The organism is Klebsiella sp. SWET4, assembly GCF_024296565.1.
GTDB classification, from domain to species: domain Bacteria; phylum Pseudomonadota; class Gammaproteobacteria; order Enterobacterales; family Enterobacteriaceae; genus Klebsiella; species Klebsiella variicola.
The window spans coordinates 1-1,166 of sequence record NZ_JANCOB010000053.1; the positions used below are offsets into that span (position 1 = coordinate 1).

1 protein-coding gene is annotated in these 1,166 nt (G+C 63.2%); it reads right to left on the reverse strand.

All coding sequences use genetic code 11. The features are described 5' to 3' along the window. Positions 1–1,080, reverse strand: a 1,080-nt coding sequence (locus tag NKJ21_RS27450) for a S1 RNA-binding domain-containing protein (RefSeq protein WP_254733452.1), incomplete at its 3' end; no start/stop codon positions are given. Between the last annotated feature and the right edge of the window lie 86 nt (positions 1,081–1,166).

Below are 1,166 nucleotides of genomic sequence, written 5' to 3' on the forward strand. Positions count from 1 at the left end.
CTGCTTGATGCCCAGCGAGATGCGTTCCTTCTCGACGTCAACGTCGAGAACCTTCGCCTTGACCATGTCGCCCTTCTTGTAGCGGGCCATGGCTTCCTCGCCCGGCACGCTCCAGTCGATGTCCGACAGGTGCACCATGCCGTCGATGTCGTTGTCCAGGCCGATGAACAGGCCGAACTCGGTGGCGTTCTTGACTTCGCCCTCGACGGTCGAACCGATCGGGTGGTTGGCGACGAAGGCGTCCCACGGATTGTCCTGGGCCTGCTTCAGGCCCAGCGAGATGCGGCGCTTGGAGGCGTCGACATCCAGAACCACGACGTCGACTTCCTGCGAGGTCGAAACGATCTTGCCGGGGTGCATGTTCTTCTTGGTCCACGACATCTCGGAGACGTGGATCAGGCCTTCGATGCCCGGCTCGAGCTCGACGAACGCGCCGTAGTCGGTGATGTTCTTGACGACGCCTTCGCGGATTTCACCCTCTTGCAGCTGCGACACCAGTTCGGTGCGCTGCTCGGCGCGGGCTTCTTCCAGGATGGCGCGGCGCGAGACGACGATGTTGCCGCGCGGACGGTCCATCTTCAGGATGGCGAAGGGCTGTTCCTTGCCCATCAGCGGGCCGACGTCGCGGACCGGACGGATGTCGACTTGCGAGCCCGGCAGGAAGGCCGAGGCGCCGCCCAGGTCGACCGTGAAGCCGCCCTTCACGCGGCCGACGATCGCGCCCATGACGGGTTCGTTGCGGGCGTAGACGCCTTCCAGACGGGTCCAGGCTTCTTCGCGCTTGGCCTTCTCGCGGCTAATGACCGCTTCGCCCATCGCGTTTTCGAGGCGTTCCAGGAAGACTTCGACGGTGTCGCCGGCCTTGACCGTGGCCTTGCCGTTTTCGTCGACGCCGAATTCCTTCAGCTGGACGCGGCCTTCGGTCTTCAGACCGACGTCGATGATCGCGAAGTCCTTTTCGACGCCGACGACCTTGCCCTTCACGACGCTGCCTTCCGCGAAGTCGCGGCCGCCCATCGAGTCGTTGAGGAGCGCTTCGAAGTCGTCGCGCGTCGGATTGAAGCTCATATCGTCAGCCATGCTGATCTTTGGTCTCTAGGGTTGGGGAACGCCATGAAAGGGCCCGTGACGAACACGGTTCCCGAGCGTTCGGTTGAATCATGTTT